This window comes from Arthrobacter ipis, assembly GCF_014694315.1.
GTDB lineage: Bacteria > Actinomycetota > Actinomycetes > Actinomycetales > Micrococcaceae > Arthrobacter > Arthrobacter ipis.
This window is the reverse complement of the sequence record NZ_JAAOXD010000001.1, coordinates 623,480-643,684: the sequence shown is the minus strand read 5'-3', so window position 1 is coordinate 643,684 and position 20,205 is coordinate 623,480. Positions and strand designations below refer to the sequence as shown.

The window sequence follows — 20,205 nt, the reverse complement described above, 5'->3', positions numbered from 1 at the left end:
TGTATTGCATGCTCACAGTTCAAGAGTATGCCAACCAGGCCACAGGTCTAGACCAGGCCGGGCCTCCCGGAAGATTGACGGCGCAGGGGCCGATATTCTTAGAGGCGAACTAAATGGAAGACGACGGAGGCCACCCCCAATGTGCCATCCCGTCCACGACGAAGGAGTCCAGTTGCCCGTTCGTAAGGCAATCGTTTCTGCGGCCATCGGCCTGCACGCCAGGCCGGCAGCGGTGTTCGTCCGCGCGGTCACGGAGACAGGCTTACCGGTGACCATCCGCAAGGACGGCATTGATGCCGTCGACGCCCGCTCCCTGCTCGAGGTCATGACAGCGGACTTCGACTACGGCTGCGAAGTCGAACTTGCAGTCAAGGAATCAGCCCTGCCTGCGGGCAGGAGCCTGGGTGAAGCGGAGGCGGCACTCTCAGGTCTCGTCGAGCTGCTGGCGTCGCAGTGGGCCAGCTAGGGCGGGATTAGATACAAGCAGAACGACGGCGGGCCCCACCGAAAAGGTGGGGCCCGCCGTCGTTCTTGGTACCGAAACGCCTAGTGCGCGTGGTCTCCGCGGCTGTACTCGTAGACCCAGCCCACGAGGGCCACCAGTGCCATACCACCGGCGATGAAGACGATCCAGAAGCCTACGGCCAGACCGAGGAATCCTGCTGCGCAGGACAGGCCCAGGACCAGCGGCCACCAGCTCCAGGGGCTGAAGTGGCCCTGCTCGCCGGCGCCTTCGTGGATTTCCGCGTCAGCACGGTCCTCGGGGCGCATGCCCACGCGCTTGCCGGTGAAGCCGAGGTAGGCACCGATCATGCCCGCCAGGCCGCCCACCAGGAGGATGCCCAGGATGCCGACCCACTCAGACCAGTTGGTGAGGAAGCCGTAGATGATGGAAACCGGAACGAAGAAGAATACTCCTGCTCCAAAAATCCAGGACTCGATTCTCATTGCGCGCTGTCCTTCTGATCGGCGTTACCGAGCACGCTTGCTGCAGGTGCCGGCGACTCAACGGTGTGTGACTGGGAGAGCTCAGGGTGGTGCAGGTCCAGCGCCGGACGCTCCGAGCGGATGCGCGGCAGGGACGTGAAGTTGTGCCGCGGCGGCGGGCAGGACGTGGCCCACTCCAGCGAGGCACCGAAGCCCCAAGGATCGTCAACCTGTACCTTTTCGGCGCTGCGTGCGGTGATGTACACGTTCCAGAAGAACGGGATCAGGGACGCACCCAGGACGAACGAGGCAATGGTGGAGAACTGGTTCATCCAGGTGAAGTTGTCCTCCACCAGGTAGTCGGCGTAGCGGCGGGGCATGCCCTCGACGCCGAGCCAGTGCTGGATCAGGAAGGTGCCGTGGAAGCCCAGGAACAGGAGCCAGAAGTGGATCTTGCCGAGGCGCTCGTTGAGCATCTTGCCCGTCCACTTCGGCCACCAGAAGTAGAAGCCGGCGAACATCGCGAACACCACGGTACCGAAGACCACGTAGTGGAAGTGTGCCACCACGAAGTAGGAGTCGGAGACGTGGAAGTCCAGCGGCGGGGAGGCCAGGATGATGCCGGTCAGGCCGCCGAAGAGGAACGTGATGAGGAAGCCGATGCTCCACAGCATGGGCGTCTCAAAGGTGATGGAACCGCGCCACATGGTGCCGATCCAGTTGAAGAACTTCACACCGGTGGGGACTGCGATGAGCATGGTCATGAAGGAGAAGAACGGCAGCAGCACGGAGCCGGTGACGTACATGTGGTGCGCCCACACGGTCACGGACAGGGCCGCGATCGCGATGGTCGCGTAAACCAGGCCCTTGTAGCCGAAGATCGGCTTGCGGCTGAAGACCGGGAAGATCTCGGACACGATGCCGAAGAACGGCAGCGCGATGATGTACACCTCGGGGTGGCCGAAGAACCAGAACAGGTGCTGCCACAGGACGGCGCCGCCGTTTTCCGGGTCGAAGATGTGGGCACCGAAGCGGCGGTCCGCGCCGAGGGCGAAGAGTGCTGCGGCAAGCGGCGGGAACGCCATCAGAACCAGGATGGCCGTCACGAGGGTGTTCCAGGTGAAGATCGGCATGCGCCACATGGTCATGCCGGGGGCACGCATGCAGATGATGGTGGTGATGAAGTTGACCGCGCCCAGGATGGTGCCGAAGCCGGACAGTGCCAGGCCGAAGACCCACAGGTCACCGCCGACGCCGGGGCTGAAGGTGGTGTTGGAGAGCGGTGCGTAGGCGAACCAGCCGAAGGATGCAGCACCCTGCGGGGTGATGAACCCGGATACGGCAATGGTGGAGCCGAACAGGAAGAACCAGAAGGCCAACGCGTTCAGTCGCGGGAACGCGACGTCCGGTGCACCGATCTGCAGGGGCATGATCACGTTCGCAAAGCCGGCAAAGAGCGGGGTGGCGAACATGAGCAGCATGACCGTGCCGTGCATGGTGAACAGCTGGTTGTACTGTTCCTTGGTCTGCAGGATCTGCATGCCGGGCTCGAAGAGCTCGGCGCGGATAAGCAGGGCCATCACGCCGCCGAAGCAGAAGAACACGAAGGACGCGATCAGGTACATGTACCCGATGGTCTTGTGGTCCGTGGAGGTGATCCAGTTGACGACGATGCGCCCCTTGGATTTGGGAACTACGGGAGCCTCAAGGATCCCGGGGGTCTGGGTGTAAGTAGCCACTTCGCTTCCCTTACTTCGTAACGTTCAGGTTCGGGTTGCGGTCATACTCTGCGCCGAGCAGGCCCGTGTTGCCGTCCTGGCGCAGCTGGTTCATGTGAGCCTGGAATTCGGACTCGGAAACAACTTTGACGCGGAACAGCATCTCGGAGTGGTACTCACCGCAGAGCTCGGCACACTTGCCGTCGTAGGTGCCCTCTTTGGTGGGGGTGAACCGGATGTAGTTGGTCTTACCCGGGATCATGTCCCTCTTCTGCAGGAATGCAGGTACCCAGAAGGAGTGGATAACGTCGCGCGAGTTCAGTTCCAGGTCAACGGACTTGTTGACGGGCAGGTACAGCGTCGGGAGCTTCTCCTTGTCGATCGCTTCACCCGTCAGGTGCGCCTGAACGCCGGCCTCGTGGAGGTCCTCGGTGACGACGTCGCCCTTTTTGTAGTTGAAGTCCCATGCCCACTGCTTGCCGCGGACGTCCACTACGACGTCGGCGGGCTGCGAGCGGTCATCGATCGCCTGCTGGTCACGGTCGGTGAAGTAGAAGAACACCAGGACCATGAAGAGCGGGATCGTCAGGTAGAAGACCTCAAGGGGCAGGTTGAAGCTGGTCTGCCGCGGGAAACCCACGGTGCCCTTGCGGCGGCGGTAGGCCACGAGGCACCAGACGATCAGGCCCCACGTGATGATGCCCACCACGAGGGCGGCAATCCATGAGTTGACCCAGAGGTCCATGATGCGGTCAGTGTGATTGGTGGTGCCACGCTCGGTGGGCAGCCACCCCTTCTCTACCTCTGGCGAACATCCAGTCAAAACCAACGCGCCGGCAGTTGCCAAGCCAGTGATCGTAGTGATCGTTTTGCGTCGGCTGCCGGTTCGGTTCTGCGAACTCACAGACGGCCCTTCCTACTTGTTGCTGTTGCCAGGGCGGCAAAAAGCTTCCCGGGCACACTAAAAGTTTTACTACTCGGTGTAGAGCTTACCGCTCCCCGCAGGTTTTCGCCCACATGTCCCCACCGTGTGGCGGCGCCGGTTTTCACCGGCGCCGCCAAGAGGTTCAGGAAGGGCCACTGACCCTTTAGTGGAACGAATCACCGCAGGCGCACGAGCCGCCCGCATTCGGGTTGTCGATGGTGAAGCCCTGCTTGGAGATGGTGTCTTCAAAGTCGATGCTGGCACCGCTGAGATACGGGACGCTCATCTTGTCGACGACGACCTCGACACCGTCGTAGTCGCGTACCGCGTCACCTTCAAGGAGGCGCTCGTCAAAGTACAGCTGGTAGATGAGGCCGGAGCAGCCGCCCGGCTGCACGGCTACGCGGAGGCGAAGATCGGTGCGGCCTTCCTGCTCCAGGAGGCTGCGGACCTTGCCTGCTGCAACGTCCGTCAGCTGAACCTCGTGGCTCGCCAGTTCGTCACTGGCAATGCCGGTGGGTTCGGTGCTGTTTTCATTGGTCGTAGTGCTCATTGGCCTACCTTACTAACGACGGTTGTGGCTGCCCCGCTTGCACGGTGCCTGCCCCTACGGAAACGGTACGGGCTATAGCTACATGCTACGTCGATCCGGCGCGGAGCTCTAACTTCAGGCGTAACCCTCATAGGCCCTGCATTGTTCCCTGCCAGCCGCTTACTGGAGGCCATCCTCATTCAGCCGCGCCAGCAGCAGGGCCTCGGCGACCACCGCGTTGCGGAAGTCCCCCAGATGCAGCGACTCGTTGGCTGAGTGGGCACGCGAATCCGGGTCCTCCACGCCCGTCACCAGGATCTGGACCTCGGGGTACAGCTCAGTCAAGTCACTGATGAACGGAATGGAACCCCCGATGCCCATTTCAACCGCCGGAACGCCCCAGGCTTCACCGAGCGCCCACATGGCGAGGCCGGCAGCTGAGGAACCTGTGTCCGTCTGGAAGGCGTTGCCGCTCTCCCCCGGCGTGAAAATCACCCTGGCGCCGAACGGTGCGTGCGATTCAACGTGCCGGCGCACGGCTTCCATGGCTTCCGCCGGGTCCTGGCCCGGGGCCAGCCGCAGGCTGAACTTGGCCCGGGCGCGGGGCAGCAGGGTGTTGGAGGCAACGCTGACGGCCGGCGCGTCGAAGCCGATGATCGACAGGGCCGGCTTGGTCCACAGCCGTGACGCGATGGTTCCCGTGCCGGCCAGCCGGACGCCGTCGAGCACCGAAGCGTCCGCCCGGTACTCCTCTTCAGTCAAATCCACGCCCGTTTCATCCCGGCTCACCAGACCCTCAATGGCAACGCTGCCCTGGTCGTCGTGCAGCGTCGCGATCAGGCGCGAGAGCAGCGTGGGGGCATCCAGCACGGCACCGCCGAACATTCCCGAATGCACGGCATGGGCAAGGACCTGCACCTCGATGGTTCCGTCGACCAGCCCGCGCAGGCTCGTGGTGAGCGCCGGCACGCCCACCTTCCAGTTACTGGAGTCGGCCACCACAATGACATCGGCGCGGAGCAGTTCGCGGTGGGCTTCCAGGAACGTCCTGAAGGTCGGCGAACCGGCCTCTTCCTCCCCTTCGAAGAACAGTGTCACGCCAAGCCCGAATTCATCGCCGAGCACCTTGCTGACGGCGCCGTACGCGGCGACGTGCGCCATGATCCCGGCCTTGTCGTCGGCCGCGCCGCGCCCGTAGAGGCGCCCGTTGCGTTCGACGGCGGTAAACGGCTCGGACTCCCACAGTGCAGGATCACCGGGCGGCTGGACGTCATGGTGGGCGTAGAGAAGGATGGTCGGCTTGCCGGGCGCTGCCTCACGGCGTGCCACCACGGCCGGCCCGCCGGGGGTGCCGTCTTCCTTATCGCACCGCAGGATCCGGACATCCCCGATGCCCGTCGCGCGCACCAGGCTGGCGACGGCCTCGGCACTGGCGTCCAGAGGTGCTGGGTCAAAGCTGGGCCAGGCAACGCCGGGTATGGCCACCAGGTCCTTAAGCTGTGCAACTGTGGTGTCGAAGGCTGCGTCAACGGCGGCCCGCAGGGCGTCGGTGTCGATGCCGGCCGCTGTCCCCCCATCTTGCTGGGCGTCGTACTGTCGCGGGGTCGCCGCGGAGAATGTAGTCATGGCCAAACACTACCTGTGTCACACGCCACAACATACATCGCCGCGAACCGGCGCCGGACCCCACGCCAGGGCGTTCGGCGGGCAGCCGGGCATGACCGGCGGCACAGCCCGCCAAGGTATTCTGTTGTGGTGTTCGGACGTAAAAAGGAAGCGCCAGCGGCGCAGGATGTAGTTGACCAGCAGGCTGCCGAGGCAGCCGCGATAGCGGGCAAAGGCGCGCCCACGCCCAAGCGCAAAGCACAGGAAGCCGCCCGCAAGCGCCCCCTCGTGCCGGAGGACCGGAAGGCCTCCAAGGAAGCGGAGCGTGCTGCCGCACAGGAGCAGCGCCTGAAGATGCGCAAGGCACTGGATACCGGCGACGAAAGGTTCCTGCCGATCCGCGACAAGGGCCCGCAGAAGCGGTATGCCCGGGACTACGTGGACGCCCGCTTCAATCTGGGCGAGTACCTCATGTTCGGTGCCTTGGTGTTCGTGGTGGTCTCCCTCGTCGTGCCGTCCAACAGCGACATGATGATCTACGTGCTGGGGGCCTTCTGGGTGATGTTCCTGGCTGTATTCGTGGACGCGTTCGTCCTGTCCCGCAAACTCCGCAAGCGCCTCGCAGAAAAGTTCGGCGAAGTTGAGCGCGGCACCGTCTGGTATGGCACCATGCGATCGCTGCAGTTCCGGAAGCTTCGCCTGCCCAAGCCCCTGGTCGGCCGCGGGCAGTACCCGTCCTGATTCCTCGCTTTCCTCCCGCGGCACAGGCCGCCCGAGGGTGGTCCCGGACCCTTAAACACAGCAGCCCGGCGGTGACACCGCCGGGCTGCTGTGTTTAACGTGCGAACTAGCGGTTCCTGGCCAGTTCCTTATTGATCCGGGCTGCCCAGAACGGCCCCTCATAGAGGAAGGCGGTGTAGCCCTGGACCAGGGTGGCGCCGGCGTTCAGGCGATCCTGGACGTCCATCGCGGTTTCCACGCCGCCCACGGAAATCAGCGTCAGCCGGTCCTGCGTGACCGACTTCAGCCGGCGCAGCACCTCCAGCGAACGGCTTTTCAGCGGAGCACCCGACAGGCCGCCGGCACCGCAGGCCTCCACCTTGTCCGCTGCAGAATCGAGCCCATCGCGGCCAATGGTGGTGTTCGTGGCAATGATGCCGTCCAGGCCCAGGTCCAGCGCCAGCCGGGCGACGTCGTCGATGTCCTCATCGGTGAGGTCAGGGGCGATCTTGACCAGCAGCGGGACATGCCGGCCTGCGGACTTGTCCGCTTCCTCCCCCACTGCCTTCAGCAGCGGACGGAGTGTCTCCACGTTCTGCAGGAGCCGGAGCCCCGGCGTGTTCGGCGAGCTGACGTTCACCACGAGGTAATCCGCCGCCGGGGCGAGGCCGCGGGCACTGATGAGGTAGTCCTCTACGGCGTCCTCGAGCTCCACGACCTTGGTTTTGCCGATGTTGACGCCGATCACGGGCCGCACCTTGGCATGGCGCCGCTGCAGCGCAGCACGGGCGGACTTGAGCCGCGGAGCCACGGCAGTGGCGCCGTCGTTGTTGAATCCCATCCGGTTGATGACGGCCCGGTCCTCAATTAGCCGGAACAGCCGGGGCTTTTCGTTGCCGGGCTGGGCCTGGCCTGTGATGGTACCCACCTCAACGTGGCCGAATCCGAGCTCCATCAGGGCCTCGATTCCGTGGCCCTCCTTGTCGAAGCCGGCGGCCAGTCCGAACGGGGATGGGAAGGTCAGGCCGAGCGCATTCGTCTGCAGGGACGCCGGCGGTGCCATGAACCTTTCCAGCAGCCGTCCTGCTCCCACGGTATGTACCAGCCGGATTCCCTTGAAACCGATCTTGTGGGCGCGTTCGGCGTCCATCCATGAAAAGGCCAGCCTGAAAAAAGTGGGGTATACGCGCATGCCTCTAGTTTTCCGTCTTCGCGGGTGCAGACCAAATTCCTACCTGCAGACCAAACCGGGCTGACCCAACACCACCCGGGCCCGGACCGGAAAGCCTACGCTGGTGCCATGGAGTGGCAGAGCGACATCCTGGGGCCTGGCTTCGAGTCCTGCGCCTTCGAAGCCAGGGGCGGGGACGGCGTCCGCCGCCGGGCCACGCTGGTCCGCTTCACTGCACCGGACGGTCCGGACGTCCGTGCCGCCGGGCCCCGCCAGGCAGTGCTCTTCCTGCACGGTTGGAGCGACTACTTCTTCAACATTGAGCTGGCGCGGTTCTGGGACGCGCAGGGCTTCGAATTCTTTGCCCTGGACATGCACAACCACGGCCGCAGCCTTCAGCCGGGCACCCATGGCGGCTACGTCGCAGATCTGGGAAACTACGACGCCGAGATCGGCACCGCGGCCGGCATGATCGCCGAGTCCGGCGGTGCAGGACCCGCGCAGCTCGCGCTCATGGGCCATTCCACGGGCGGTCTCGTGGCGGCCCTGTGGGCCAGCCGCAACCCCGGCGCCGTTTCCCAGCTGGTTCTGAACAGTCCCTGGCTCGAAATGCACGGCAGCGCCCTGGTCCGGCGGGCGGCCTGGACCATGGTGGAGCCGATCGCCCGCCTGCGGCCGGAGGCGGTGATCAGGCTGCCGGAGCGCGGCTTCTACTGGCGGAGCATCAGCAGTTCCGCAGAAGGCGAGTGGACGCTGGACCCTGCCTTCCGGCCGCCCCTGGCCTTTCCGGTGCGTGCGGCCTGGCTCAGTGCCATCCTCGCCGGGCAGGCCAAGGTGGCACGCGGCCTGGGCATCGAAGTCCCCATCCTGGTCCTGCTCTCGGCGGCAAGCGAGAACGGCATGCTGTGGAATGAGGAAATGCGCCGCACGGACGCCGTGCTGGACGTTAACACCATTGCCGCGCGTGCCTTGTCGCTGGGCCGGAGCGTCACCGTGGAGCGCATCGACGGAGCCCTTCACGACGTGTTCCTGTCCCGCGCCGAAGTGCGGGCCGACGCCTACCGGCGCCTGGCCCAATGGATCAGGGGTTACGCCGCCTGATCCGGGTACAGGGTGTCCAGTACCTAGAGGGCCTGGGCGGCGTCCACTGCCCCGCCGTACCGGCGGTCCCGCTGGGCATAGATCTCCACTGCGTCCCAGAGGGTTCGGCGGTCGACGTCGGGCCACAGGGTGTCCAGGAAGACGAACTCCGCGTACGCCGACTGCCACAGCATGAAGTTGGACAGCCGCTGTTCACCGGAACTGCGGAGGAAAAGGTCGACGTCGGGAAGGTCCGGCTCGTCGAGGTACTTTTGGATCGTCTTCTCGGTGATGGCCCCGGGCTTGAGCCTGCCGTCGGCCACGTCCCGGGCGATGGCGGACACCGCGTCCGCGATTTCCGCCCGGCCGCCGTAGTTCACGCACATGGTCAGCGTGCAGGTGCTGTTTCCGGCGGTGTACGCCTCCGCCTCTTCCAGTTCGCGGATCACCGAGCCCCAGAGCCGCGGACGCCTGCCGGACCAGCGGATCCGCACGCCCCACTCGTCCAGCTGGTTGCGCTGCCTGCGCAGCACCTCCTTGTTGAACCCCATCAGGAAGCGGACTTCCTCAGGAGACCGGCGCCAGTTCTCCGTGGAGAAGGCGTACACGCTGACGTACTCGATGCCGAGTTCAATGGCACCGGCCACGACGTCCAGCAGTGCGGGCTCCCCGGCCTTGTGGCCCTCGATGCGCGGCAGTCCGCGCTGGTTGGCCCACCTGCCGTTGCCGTCCATTACGATGGCCACGTGCCGGGGCACGAACTCGGCCGGAATCGACGGCGGAACCGCCCCCGAGGAGTGCGGGTACGGGGCCACCACCGGAGCGGTGCGGCGCCGGGCAGGGCTGGTCTTCTTTCCCAAGGACACTGTTAGGTACGCTCCACATGTTTGAGGGATTTCAGGACACGCTCGAGGTGCCACTGCAAATAGCTTGCCACCAACCCCGCGGATTCCCTGCGGTGCAGCGGAAGGGAGGCATCCGCCGTCGGCCAGTTCCCGGTGAGCAGCGCACCGAGCAGGGAGACCGTCTCGGGCGCCGGGGCCGGGGACCCCGGCGGGCGGCAGTCGCCGCAGACCATGCCGCCCAGCGGAGCGGAGAAGGCGGTGTGCGGTCCGGGCGCGCCGCAGCGCGCACAGTCCGTAAAGCTGGGCGCCCAGCCGCCGGTTGACAGGGCCCGCAGCAGGTAGGAATCCAGGATCAGCTCCGGGGCGTGGTCCCCGCGGCTCAGGGAGGCCAAGGCGCCGACCAGCAGGTTGTACTGGGCCGTCCCGGCTTCGCCGTCGACGTCGGTCAGCTTCTCGGCGGTTTCGGTCATGGCCGCAGCCACCGTGTAACGCCCATAGTCGGCGGCGATGTTGCCCCCGTACGCGCCTTTCGCGACGGCCTGCGTCACGATGTCGAGCGTCTTGCCGGACACGAGCTGCAGGTCCGCCACCATGAAGGGCTCCAGGCGGGCGCCGAAGCGGCTGGTGGTCCGCCGGATCCCCCTGGCCACCGCCCTGACCTGGCCGTGGTGCTTGGTCAGCAGGGTGATGATGCGGTCCGCCTCGCCCAGCTTGTGGGTGCGCAGCACCACGGCGTCGTCGCGGTAGCTGCGCGCTTCAAATGATTGGACCACGCTTAATCTTCCCATTGACTCATTGAAAACAGCTGAGCCGCCGAAACAGCTGCGCCGCCGGCGTGGACCGGCGGCGCAGCTGTCAGGAAGCTCAGGCCTGGGCGTCCCGGATGGCCCGGTTCACGGCGGAAATGACTGCCTTCAGCGCAGAGGTGCTGGTGTTGGCATCGACGCCGACCCCCCACAGGACGCGCTCCCCCACGGCGCACTCAACGTAGGCCGCGGCGAGGGCGCTGCCGCCTTCAGACAGGGCGTGCTCGCTGTAGTCCAGCACCCGCACGTCCACCCCGTCCTGGCCGAGGATGTCCAGCAGCGCGGCGATGGGGCCGTTGCCGGTTCCCGTGCGGTTGACGTGGGTGCCGTCCACACCCAGCGAGGCGTGCAGGGTCATGGAGCCGTCCTCATCGGTTTCGGTTTTCACCGAGCCGAGGGAGTACCGGCCCCACTGGCTTTCCGCCTTGGCGGAGGGCAGGTACTCGTCCTGGAACAGCTGCCACAGCTGTGCACCGCTGACCTCGCCGCCCACAGTGTCCGTGCGCTTCTGGATGACGCCGGAGAATTCGATCTGCGCCCGCCGCGGCAGGTCCAGGCTGTGCTCGCTCTTCAGCAGATAGGCCACGCCGCCCTTACCGGACTGGGAGTTGACGCGGATCACGGCCTCGTAGCTGCGGCCGAGGTCCTTCGGGTCCACCGGCAGGTAGGGCACCTGCCAGGTGACGTCGCTGACGTCCTTGCCCGCGGCTGCCGCATCCTTCTCCAGGGCTTCGAGGCCCTTCTTGATGGCATCCTGGTGGGACCCGGAGAACGCGGTGAAGACGAGGTCACCGCCGTAGGGTGCACGCTCCGCCACGGGCAGCTGGTTGCAGTACTCCACGGTGCGCCGTACGTCGTCGATGTCGGAGAAGTCGATCATCGGGTCAACGCCCTGCACGAACATGTTCAGGCCGAGCGTCACCAGGTCCACGTTGCCAGTCCGCTCGCCATTGCCGAACAGGCAGCCCTCGATGCGGTCGGCACCGGCCTGGTAGCCCAGCTCGGCCGCAGCCACACCGGTGCCGCGGTCGTTGTGCGGGTGCAGGGAGAGGATGATGCCCTCGCGCGGGTGCAGGTGCCGGCTCATCCACTCGATGGAGTCCGCATAGACGTTCGGGGTGGCCATCTCCACCGTGGCGGGCAGGTTGATGATCACCTGGCGGTCGGCTGACGCCTCAAAGACGTCGGCGACAGCGTTGCAGACGCGCACCGCGTACTCCAGCTCGGTGCCCGTAAAGGACTCCGGCGAGTACTCGTAGGTGATGTGGGTGTCGCCCAGTGTTTCTTCATACTTCTTGCAGAGTCGGGCGCCCTGCAGGGCGATGTCCAGGATGCCGTCCTCGTCCTGGTTGAACACCACACGGCGCTGCAGGACGGACGTGGAGTTGTACAGGTGCACGATGGCCTGCTTGGCGCCCACCAGCGACTCGTAGGTCCGTTCGATGAGGTGTTCGCGGGCCTGGGTCAGCACCTGGATGGTGACGTCATCCGGGATGTGGTTGCCCTCGATCAGCTGGCGGACGAAGTCGAAGTCGGTCTGGGACGCGGAGGGGAAGCCGACCTCGATCTCCTTGTAGCCCATCCGGACCAGCAGGTCGAACATCTTCATTTTGCGGGCCGGGCTCATGGGGTCGATCAGCGCCTGGTTGCCGTCCCGCAGATCAACTGCGCACCAGCGAGGGGCCGTGGTGATGATCTTGTCCGGCCAGGTGCGGTCCGGCAGGTCGACCTTGATCTGGTCCTGGAAGGGGATGTAGCGGTGGACCGGCATTCCCGAGGGCTTCTGTGCGTTTCGCATTAATCTGGCCTTTTCTGTGATTCCTGAGTGAAAGGGTGGCCGGGCAACACGGACTCCGCGACGAGGGTGGGCCTTGCGCTAGATCGCGTCTGAGGCCTCGCCGCGGCAGCTAAGAAGAAGGAGCTCTGCACGCACCATTTCACAGTAACACGGGTGCGTAAGATGAAGGGGCAACACCTCCAGCAACGTCCACCATGCAGACGCTGTACCGGTGAAAGTGCCGGCCGCAGCCCGTCATCAAAGGAGCTCCTGTGCCAATTTCGGGGATCGCCCTGTCAAACATCGACCGCAGCGTGAGGCCACAGGACGACCTCTACCAGCATGTGAACGGTGCCTGGCTGAAGGACACCACCATCCCTGACGACCGTGCGCTGGAAGGCACATTTACGGCCCTGCGGGACGGCTCCGAACTGGCGGTCCGGGAAATCATCGAGGAAGCCGCGGCCAAGGGGTCCGAAGCCAGCGGCATCGAGCGGAAGATCGGCGACCTCTACAGCAGCTTCATGGATGAGGCAGCCGTCGAGGCCAGGGGCATGGACCCCATCCGCCGACGACTGGCCGATGTTTTCGCCACGGCCAGCATTGACGAGCTGCTGGCGCTGGCCGGCCGGCTCTTCCGTGCCGACGTGTCAGGACTTTTCTACATCTACCCGGCACCCGATGCCGGCAACCCGGACCGCGTTCTGCTCTACACGGGGCAGGGCGGCCTCGGGCTCCCCGATGAGTCCTATTACCGCGAGGAGAAATTCGCCCCCGTGGTGCAGTCCTACCGGGAGTACGTGGGTACCATGTTCGGCCTGGCCGGCGTGGCCGATCCCGAAGAGGCCGCGGCCCGGGTGGTGGCACTGGAGACCGCCCTCGCCTCGCACCACTGGGACAACGTCAAGCTCCGTGACCCGCAGAAGACCTACAACCTGAAGTCGGCGGACGAGGCACGCGAGCTGTTCCCGCTGCTGGACACGTGGTTTGAGGCCGCGGACATCGCCCCGGAGAAGCGGCAGGAGATCGTGGTCAGCACCCCTGACTTCTTTGCCGGCGCCGCCGCACTGCTGGCCTCGGAGTCACTGCCGGTGTGGCAGGAATGGCTTGCCCTGCGGGTCATCAACTCGGCGGCCCCCTACCTGTCGTCCGCCTTTGTGGACACGAACTTCGCCTTCTACGGCACCACCATCAGCGGCACCCCGCGGAACAAGGACCGCTGGAAGCGGGGCGTCGCCGTCGTCGAGGCCGCACTGGGCGAGGCCGTTGGCCAGATCTATGTGGCCCGGCACTTTCCGGAGGGCCACAAGGCCCGCATGCAGACCCTCGTGGCGAACCTGATCGAGGCCTACCGGCAGAGCATCAGCGGGCTGGAATGGATGGGCGAGGACACCAAGGCCGAGGCGCTCCGGAAGCTGGGGGCGTTCCGCGCAAAGATCGGCTTCCCGGACGAGTGGATCGACTACTCGGCAGTGGTGATCGACGCCGCCGACCTGCTGGGGAACGTCGAACGGGCCCACAACGCCGACGTCGACCGGCACCTTGACGAGGTGGGCAAGCCGGTGGACCTCAACAAGTGGCTCATGACGCCGCAGACCGTCAATGCCTACTACCACCCGATGCTGAATGAGGTTGTCTTCCCGGCGGCCATCCTCCAGCCGCCGTTCTTCACCGCCGACGCCGACGATGCGGTGAACTATGGCGGCATCGGGGCCGTGATCGGGCACGAGATCGGCCACGGCTTCGATGACCAGGGCTCGCAGTTCGACGGCAAGGGCGAGCTGCGTAACTGGTGGACTGAGGACGACCGCAAGGCCTTCGAAGCCCTGACCGGCCGGCTCGTGGACCAGTTCAATGCGCTGACCCCTTACGCCGCGCCCGGTCACAACGTCAACGGCAAGCTCACGCTGGGCGAAAACATCGGCGACTTGGGCGGGCTCACCATCGCGCACAAGGCCTACCGCCTCAGCCTTGACGGCCAGGAACCGGAGGTGCTCGACGGGCTGACGGGTGAACAGCGCTTCTTCGCTTCCTGGGCCGCCGGCTGGCGCCAGGTGATCCGCACCGAGGAGGCCATCCGCCGGCTGGCCACGGACCCGCACTCCCCCAACGAGTTCCGCACCAACGCCATCGCGAAGAACCTCGACTCCTTCCACGCCGCGTTCGGCGTCACGGAGGAGGACGGGATGTGGATGCCCCCGGCGGAGCGCGTCAGCATCTGGTGAATGCAGAAATGCCGGGCCGCCCGTTCGGGGCGGCCCGGCATTTTCTTTGCAACAAAACCGCAGCCAGCTAATGCACGATCAGCTAATGCACGATCAGCTAATGCACGATCAGCTCGGGGTTAGCCTGCTGGCAGACGGTGTCGCTGGCTGTCTGGTTGACGATGTCCTTGGGCACGGTGGTCTTGCCGAACTTGGTTCCGGACGGAAAGTCGGAGCCGAGGTATAGCTGCACGCCCGCGACGCCGGACGATGGCGCCACCTGGGCGGCCGGAATACCGAACAGGGCAGCAACATCGGCGGCGACATCCGCGAACTCGGGTCCGTAGTACACCATGGTCTTTGTAGTGGTGTCGGCCTCCAACTGCCCCACCTGGGTGAAGCCGCCGGCCACCACGGCCTCAACGATTTCCTGGGTCCGGGTGGGCGAACCGGTTCCGTTTGCCACGGTGATGGGCTGCAGCGCCTTGTCATACGGCGCCGCCGTCGCTGTGGGCTTGGGTGTGGCCGACGGCGTGGAGCTCGCCGAAGGCTTGGGCGTGGCCGACGGCGACGGGGTTTCCTTCCCGTCCGGGTCGGTCAGGTCGACGTCCTTCCGCAGAGCGGCGAACAGCTGCGAGGCGGCCGGCTGCGCAGCTTCGAGCCGGTTGGGATCGCTGGCCGCAGGGACGGTCGGTGTCGCCACAAAGGCGACCTTGCCGACGTCGATCGTCTTCAGCCGGTTGCCGATGGTGACCATCGCCGGTACCGAGGCGAGCCCGTCGTCGACGGTGAGGTTCTTGGTGATGACGTCGGCGATGTTCAGGAGCCGCGCCGGGTTGGAGAGGGTGCCGTCATCCTTGATCTTGCGGGTCAGGGACGACAGGAAGCCCTGCTGGGCCCTGATGCGGCCGAGGTCGCCGCCGTCAGCGAACGCGTGGCGGGTGCGGAGGAAGGCGAGGGCCTGTTCGCCCTGTACCTGGGATGTTCCCTTGGGCAACTTCAGCCGCGAGTCGGGGTCGTAGACGGCGTCGCTGATGCACACCTCGACGCCGCCCACGGCGTTCGACAGTTCCTTGACGGCGTTGAAGTCGGCCATCATGAAGTGGTCAATCTCCATGCCCGTCAGCTTGTTGACGGTGTCCACCGCGCAGCCGATGCCGGCCTCCTTCATGGCTTCGTTGATCATGATGCCGCTGCGGGCCGGGTACTGCTTGCCGGTCTTTTGGTCGGTGCACTTGGGGATGTCCACCAACAGGTCGCGGGGGAAGCTGATCACGTTGACCCGCTTGTTGTCCTCCGAGATGTCCATGAGCATCATGACGTCGGAATTGCCGTAGCCGGTGGAATCCTCGGTACTGCCGTAATTCGAGTTCTTGCCGTCGCGGGTGTCGGACCCCAGGATCAGGATCTGCAGCCTGCCGGTGGCATCGTCCGTGGCGTCGGTGTGGCTGCTTCCGGCACCGAGCGCGGCAGTGGAGATGTTGGACTGCAGCCTGAAGTACCAGTAGCCGGCAAAAGCGAGGCCGCCGGCCAGGACCACAGCAACCACGGCGGTGGTCACCTTGAGCCACGCGGGCATGTGGCGGACGTTCAGGTGCCGGGCAGCGCCCAGCCGGGCGTCCTCGGCATGCCGGGCAGCTGGCTCGGAACGGGCGGGTGTGCCCGGTCCTTGGGCGCGGTTGTCGCGGCGTCGCACCACAGGGTGTACCTTCCTCGAAAAAATGGGATCCGGCCTATTTTAGTAGCCGTTTCTGGGAAAACACCGGACATCCGGCCTTCCCGGCCCGGCGCGCAGGCGTTAGCCTTGGCGCGCTGGCGTCGGCGGGTCAGAACCCGAGCTTCACCAACTGCTTGGGATCGCGCTGCCAGTCCTTGGCCACCTTGACGTGCAGGTCGAGGTAGATGCGGGTGCCCAGGAGCGCCTCAATGCCCTTCCGCGCGTTGGTGCCGACCTCCCGCAGGCGGCTTCCTCCCTTGCCGATAATGATGGCCTTCTGGGAAGGGCGCTCCACGTAGAGGTTGACGCGGACGTCGAGGAGCGGGTTGTCCTCGGTCCGGCCCTCCCGGGGAACGATCTCCTCGACCACCACGGCCAGTGAGTGCGGCAGCTCGTCGCGCACACCCTCCAGCGCAGCCTCGCGGATGAGTTCGGCCACCATGACGGCCTCGGGCTCATCGGTCAGCTCGCCGTCCGGATAGAGCGGCGGCGACGGCGGCATGTGGCTGATCAGGACGTCCGCCACCGTGCCCACCTGGAACCCGTCCGCGGCCGAGACCGGAACGATGTCCTTCCAGCCTTCCTCGCCCAGCACTTCCCTGCCGAGCTCGGCGACGGCCAGCAGTTGCTCCGTCAGGGCCTGCCGGTCCACCAGGTCGGTCTTGGTGACGAGGGCAATCACCGGCTTGCGCCCCACGGCGGCAAGCTGGGCGGCGATGAACTTGTCACCGGGGCCGATCTTCTCGTTGGCAGGGATGCAGAACCCGATCGCGTCCACCTCTGAAAGCGTGTCGGCAACGAGGTCGTTAAGACGCTTGCCCAGCAGTGTGCGGGGCCGGTGCAGGCCGGGGGTGTCCACGAGGATCAGCTGGGCGTCCTCGCGGTGGACGATTCCGCGGATTGTGTGCCGCGTGGTCTGGGGCTTGGCGGACGTGATGGCCACCTTCTTGCCCACCAGCGCGTTGGTGAGGGTGGACTTGCCGGCATTGGGCCGGCCCACCAGCACCGAGAATCCGGCGTGGTACCCGCCGAACGGTTCGCCGCCGTCGGCCTTATTCTGCTTGCTCACGTGGAACTCCCTGTTGCATTGATTCGGCCTCGTCGAGAAGTTCTTCAAGGTCAGTATTGTTTGGAACGGGGCCTTTCGGCGCGGCGCCCGCAATGATGTGGCTGACGCGGTTCCGGCGGCCCTCGAGCCGCTCGGCGCGCAGCGAAACGCCGTCGATATCCACGGCACTGCCCACGATCGGGACCCGGCCGAGGGCCTTGGCCAGCAGGCCGCCCACGGTGTCCACCTCGTCGTCGTCCAGTTCGATGCCGAACAGCTCACCGAGGTCGTCGATCCCCATCCGGGCGCTCACCCGGTACGTGCCGTCGCCGAGGTCGACGACGGCGGCGCCCTCAGAATCGTATTCATCGACGATTTCGCCGACCAGCTCTTCGATGAGGTCCTCCAGCGTCACCAGCCCTGCCGTCCCGCCGTACTCGTCGATGACGATGGCCACGTGCGTGGATTCCTTCTGGAGTTCCCGCAGGAGGTCGCTTACCGGCTTGGAATCCGGCACGTAGCGGACCTCGCGGGCCAGCACGTCCACTATGGGAGGTTCGGCCTCCGGATCCATGCCGTGGATCGCGGCGGCCACATCCTTGAGGTAGATGATGCCCAGGATCTGGTCTGTGCTCTCCCCGATGACAGGGATCCTGGAATACCCCGACCGCAGGAACAGAGCCATCGCGCTGTGCAGGCTTGAACCGGCGTCGATGGTCAGGATGTCAGTCCGGGGCACCATGACGGCGCGGACCAGGGTGTCGCCGAACTCGAACACGGACTGGATGAGTTCTGCCTCATTGTCCTCGATCATGTCCGACTCAGTGGCCCGGTCAACCAGTTCGCGGAACTCCTCCTCGCTGAAGTACGAGTCGTCACCGTTGGGCGAACCCGGGGCCACGGCACTGCCCAGCCGGACCAGCCACGCGGGGATCGGGCCGAGTATCCAGGCAAGGAACCGGACCAGTGACGCAGAGTACTGCGCCACGCCGGCCGGATGCGAGCGGCCCAGCTGGCGCGGCGAGACGCCCACCAGCACAAACCCGAGGACCGCCATGATGCCTGTCGCGGCCAGGCCGGCCAGCCAGACGTTGTCCAGCACGCTGTAGAGGAGCACAGCCACGGCCACCGCGGAGGCCGTCTCGAACCAGATCCGCCAGAAACGCAGGGCACGCATGTGCGTCATCGGCTGATCCAGGATCCTCCGCAGCGCCGGCCCCCGGCTACCCTGCACCGCCTGTTCGGCGTCGTGGCGCGGAAGAAAGCTGAACGCCGCCTCGGCAGCAGTCAGCAGCGCTGCGGCACCGAGAAACGCCAGCGCCATGCAGACAAGGAGCAGGGAGGTCACTGGGTGGTCTCGGCCGGTGCTTCTTTGCCGGTGAATGCCGTCAGCAGTTCGCGCTGCAGGCCGAACATTTCTGCCTTCTCCTCCGGTTCGGCATGGTCATAGCCGAGCAGGTGGAGGATTCCGTGCGTGGTCAGCAGCAGCATCTCGTCCTGCGTGGAGTGCCCGGCGTTGCGGGCCTGGACCTCGGCTACTTGCGGGCAGATCGCGATGTCGCCAAGCATTCCCTGCGGGGTGGGCTTGTCCGGGGTTCCCGGGGTCAGCTCATCCATGGGGACTGAGAGCACGTCGGTGGCTCCCGGCTCATCCATGAGCTCGATGTGCAGCTTCTCCATGGCCGGCTCGTCCACCAGCAGAATGGACAGTTCCGCCTGCGGATGGATGTACAGCTGCTCGAAGATAAAGCGTGCCAAGGCCACCAGCCGGGGTTCGTCCACCTGGATGCCGGATTCGTTGTTAACTTCGATGCTCATGCGTGCTCTCCCGTCGTTCCCGGGGAACGGAATGCTTGACCCGGTTGCGTTGTGCTTCGTCCCAGATGCCGTAGGCGTTGACGATATCCCCCACCAGACGGTGGCGGACCACGTCGGTGGCGTCCAGAACGGAGAAGCTGACGTCGTCAATTCCGGTGAGGATTTCCTCAACAATGCGCAGGCCGGAGCGGGTTCCGAACGGAAGGTCCACCTGCGTCACGTCGCCGGTGACCACCATCTTGGAGCCGAAGCCGAGGCGGGTCAGGAACATCTTCATCTGTTCCGGCGTGGTGTTCTGCGCCTCGTCGAGGATGATGAAGGCGTCGTTCAGCGTCCGGCCCCTCATGTAGGCCAGCGGAGCGACCTCGATGGTTCCGGCCGCCATCAGCCGGGGAATGGACTCGGGGTCCATCATGTCGTGCAGCGCGTCGTACAGCGGCCGCAGGTACGGGTCGATCTTGTCGCTGAGCGTGCCGGGGAGGAAACCCAGCCGTTCGCCCGCTTCGACGGCGGGACGGGTGAGGATGATCCGGCTGACTTCCTTCTGCTGCAGGGCCTGCACCGCCTTGGCCACCGCCAAGTAGGTCTTGCCGGTACCGGCGGGACCGATCCCGAAGATCACCGTGTTCGCGTCGATGGCGTCCACATAGTTCTTCTGGTTCAGTGTTTTGGGCCGGATGGTCTTGCCGCGGCTGGACAGGATGTCGTGGGTCAGCACCTCGACCGGGTTCTGCAGGGACTGGCTGCGGAGCAGCGACACCAGTTGCTGGAGCACTGCCGGCGTGATCACCGTGCCGCGGGCCACGAGCCCCCGGACCTCGTGGAGCAGGCGCATGATCCGCGGAACATCGGCCGCGGGTCCGTTGATGGAGAGTTCGTTGCCGCGGACGTGGAAACTGACGGCCGGGAACTGGTCCTCGATGAAGCGGAGGGCCTCGTCGTGGCTGCCCAGCGACTGCACCATCTGATCAGAGTTATCGAAGATGACCACCTCCGTCCGGACACCGGGGAGAGTATGGGGGAATTCGCCCGTGGTGCGGTCCCCCGTATTGAGGCGGCGCTTTCCGTTTGCTGATTCAGTCATGGTGACGGCCTGGGGCCTTAAGTTCCCTCCAGTTCGGAAAAATAACTCAATTGTGTCTTCACATCTTACGCCAGCGGACGCCCTGGCCTGCCGTCCGGAAAGGTCACGGCGGACCGCAATTCTGTAACGCGTTCCCGCAATTAGATATCAACTTTGTATCGGCCTCATATCGTTCCCGTTGCAGTTCGGCCGCCTGCCCCGAAAGGCACAGTGTGCCCCAAAGTCTCG

The 20,205-nt window shown here is 65.5% G+C and carries 18 protein-coding genes; 4 read left to right on the top strand and 14 right to left on the bottom strand.

Annotated features, from left to right (window positions below):
- The first annotated feature begins 172 nt into the window (after positions 1–172).
- Entirely contained in the window at positions 173–466 is a 294-nt protein-coding gene (locus G9E11_RS03070) for an HPr family phosphocarrier protein (RefSeq protein ID WP_190602802.1), read from the top strand.
- Positions 467–546: 80 nt separating this feature from the next.
- Here G9E11_RS03070 and G9E11_RS03065 read toward each other — a convergent pair whose 3' ends face one another.
- From G9E11_RS03065 to G9E11_RS03045, 5 genes are all read right to left on the bottom strand, one after another.
- Entirely contained in the window at positions 547–948 is a 402-nt protein-coding gene (locus tag G9E11_RS03065; RefSeq protein WP_102974540.1) for a cytochrome c oxidase subunit 4, read from the bottom strand.
- Positions 945–2,666 carry an aa3-type cytochrome oxidase subunit I gene (gene ctaD, locus G9E11_RS03060; protein ID WP_190602800.1) on the bottom strand — a complete coding sequence of 574 codons (1,722 nt, stop codon included), beginning with the start codon at positions 2,664–2,666 and terminating at the stop codon, positions 945–947. The genes G9E11_RS03065 and ctaD overlap by 4 nt, the downstream gene beginning before the upstream one ends.
- Positions 2,667–2,676: 10 nt before the next feature.
- A complete protein-coding gene (gene ctaC / locus G9E11_RS03055; RefSeq protein WP_190602798.1) occupies positions 2,677–3,549 on the bottom strand; it encodes an aa3-type cytochrome oxidase subunit II in 873 nt (290 codons plus the stop codon).
- A 184-nt stretch (positions 3,550–3,733) separates the two neighbouring features.
- Positions 3,734–4,123 (bottom strand): HesB/IscA family protein, encoded by a 390-nt coding sequence (locus G9E11_RS03050; protein WP_190602795.1) that lies wholly within the window; start codon positions 4,121–4,123, stop codon positions 3,734–3,736.
- Positions 4,124–4,282: 159 nt separating this feature from the next.
- On the bottom strand, positions 4,283–5,728 hold the full coding sequence (locus G9E11_RS03045; protein WP_190602793.1) for a dipeptidase: 1,446 nt from the start codon (positions 5,726–5,728) through the stop codon (positions 4,283–4,285).
- A 129-nt stretch (positions 5,729–5,857) separates the two neighbouring features.
- Between G9E11_RS03045 and G9E11_RS03040 the strand changes: the two genes are divergently transcribed.
- Positions 5,858–6,448: a DUF3043 domain-containing protein gene (locus tag G9E11_RS03040; RefSeq protein ID WP_190602791.1), complete on the top strand. Its 591-nt coding sequence runs from the start codon at positions 5,858–5,860 to the stop codon at positions 6,446–6,448.
- A gap of 106 nt (positions 6,449–6,554) precedes the next feature.
- Here G9E11_RS03040 and G9E11_RS03035 read toward each other — a convergent pair whose 3' ends face one another.
- Complete coding sequence (locus G9E11_RS03035) at positions 6,555–7,619, bottom strand: quinone-dependent dihydroorotate dehydrogenase (RefSeq protein WP_190602789.1); 1,065 nt, start codon at positions 7,617–7,619, stop codon at positions 6,555–6,557.
- A 108-nt stretch (positions 7,620–7,727) separates the two neighbouring features.
- Here G9E11_RS03035 and G9E11_RS03030 point away from each other — a divergent pair, with 108 nt between their 5' ends.
- Positions 7,728–8,699 (top strand): alpha/beta hydrolase, encoded by a 972-nt coding sequence (locus tag G9E11_RS03030; RefSeq protein ID WP_190602787.1) that lies wholly within the window; start codon positions 7,728–7,730, stop codon positions 8,697–8,699.
- 23 nt (positions 8,700–8,722) lie between these two features.
- Here the strand turns inward: G9E11_RS03030 and G9E11_RS03025 are convergent, their stop codons facing one another.
- The 3 genes from G9E11_RS03025 to leuA form a co-directional block, all read right to left on the bottom strand.
- Complete coding sequence (locus G9E11_RS03025; protein ID WP_190602785.1) at positions 8,723–9,544, bottom strand: isoprenyl transferase; 822 nt, start codon at positions 9,542–9,544, stop codon at positions 8,723–8,725.
- Positions 9,545–9,546: 2 nt separating this feature from the next.
- Positions 9,547–10,311 (bottom strand): DNA repair protein RecO, encoded by a 765-nt coding sequence (gene recO / locus G9E11_RS03020; RefSeq protein ID WP_190602783.1) that lies wholly within the window; start codon positions 10,309–10,311, stop codon positions 9,547–9,549.
- 76 nt (positions 10,312–10,387) lie between these two features.
- A complete protein-coding gene (gene leuA, locus G9E11_RS03015; RefSeq protein WP_190602781.1) occupies positions 10,388–12,127 on the bottom strand; it encodes a 2-isopropylmalate synthase in 1,740 nt (579 codons plus the stop codon).
- 251 nt (positions 12,128–12,378) lie between these two features.
- On the opposite strand from leuA, the gene G9E11_RS03010 reads away from it, so the two are divergent.
- Positions 12,379–14,331: a M13 family metallopeptidase gene (locus G9E11_RS03010; protein ID WP_190602779.1), complete on the top strand. Its 1,953-nt coding sequence runs from the start codon at positions 12,379–12,381 to the stop codon at positions 14,329–14,331.
- A gap of 97 nt (positions 14,332–14,428) precedes the next feature.
- Here G9E11_RS03010 and G9E11_RS03005 read toward each other — a convergent pair whose 3' ends face one another.
- From G9E11_RS03005 to G9E11_RS02985, 5 genes are all read right to left on the bottom strand, one after another.
- On the bottom strand, positions 14,429–16,009 hold the full coding sequence (locus G9E11_RS03005; RefSeq protein WP_190602777.1) for an LCP family protein: 1,581 nt from the start codon (positions 16,007–16,009) through the stop codon (positions 14,429–14,431).
- Positions 16,010–16,136: 127 nt separating this feature from the next.
- Positions 16,137–17,096, bottom strand: coding sequence for a GTPase Era (gene era, locus G9E11_RS03000; protein WP_190602775.1), 960 nt, complete (start codon positions 17,094–17,096; stop codon positions 16,137–16,139).
- Complete coding sequence (locus G9E11_RS02995; protein ID WP_190602773.1) at positions 17,080–18,423, bottom strand: hemolysin family protein; 1,344 nt, start codon at positions 18,421–18,423, stop codon at positions 17,080–17,082. Before G9E11_RS02995 ends, era begins: the two co-directional genes overlap by 17 nt.
- The gene (gene ybeY / locus G9E11_RS02990; protein WP_102974527.1) at positions 18,420–18,893 is read right to left on the bottom strand and encodes an rRNA maturation RNase YbeY; all 474 of its coding nucleotides are present in this window, start codon (positions 18,891–18,893) and stop codon (positions 18,420–18,422) included. The genes G9E11_RS02995 and ybeY overlap by 4 nt, the downstream gene beginning before the upstream one ends.
- Positions 18,877–19,977, bottom strand: a complete 1,101-nt coding sequence (locus G9E11_RS02985; protein ID WP_190602771.1) for a PhoH family protein — start codon at positions 19,975–19,977, stop codon at positions 18,877–18,879. Before G9E11_RS02985 ends, ybeY begins: the two co-directional genes overlap by 17 nt.
- Positions 19,978–20,205: the final 228 nt, after the last annotated feature.